Annotated in this window: 1 protein-coding gene; it reads left to right on the forward strand. The window is 32.5% G+C overall.

Going from position 1 to position 724, the window contains the following annotated elements:
- The coding region (locus NZ896_06815) for a ZIP family metal transporter (protein ID MCS7117155.1) at positions 1-455 on the forward strand (455 nt) is incomplete at its 5' end.
- Positions 456-724 lie beyond the last annotated feature (269 nt).

A 724-nucleotide genomic window follows, 5' to 3' on the forward strand; every position in this document is an offset into this window, starting at 1 on the left:
GACCTTCATCAAGATTACCACGTATTTGGCTTATGATAATTGCAATGACAATACATAATTTTCCTGAAGGATTAGCTGTTGGCATTAGTTTTGGAACTGGCAATATTGCAACTGGATTACTTATTGCTACAGCTATAGGTTTACAAAATATTCCTGAAGGTTTAGCTGTTGCATTACCACTTTTAAGAGAGAAGTATAGTTTTTTAAAAGCATTTGGTTATGCAACTTTAACTGGACTTGTAGAACCATTAGGAGGCTTATTTGGATTAACATTAGCTTCTATTTCACATTCCTTTCTACCATGGGGACTAGCATTCGCAGCAGGCGCAATGCTCTTTGTAGTTATTGATGAAATGGTTCCTGAAAGTCACAAGAAGGGTTTTGGTCGAGAAGCAACTTTCGGACTTATAGCTGGTTTTATTACAATGATGTTTTTAGATTCCATATTTAAATAGATGATAATAATATAATTTTCATGGTTATAGTGAAAAGATATATCTTAATGATTTCGATAATAAGTTTTGATGTTTAAAATTGCTTTTAAAGATTCTAAGAAGTGTATGGATTGTGGTGCATGTGATCTTATTGTAATTTGTTCTGCTGGTAAAGTTGGTAATCAAAAGAATTGTGTTGGTTGTAGTGCTTGTAGTCTTGCATGTCCTTATGAAGCTATAAGTATGATTGATTCTAAAAGGGTAAATTATATTTCAATTACAGTTAATGG

Source organism: Nitrososphaerales archaeon (assembly GCA_025058425.1).
Taxonomy (GTDB): Archaea; Thermoproteota; Nitrososphaeria; order Nitrososphaerales; family JANXEG01; genus JANXEG01.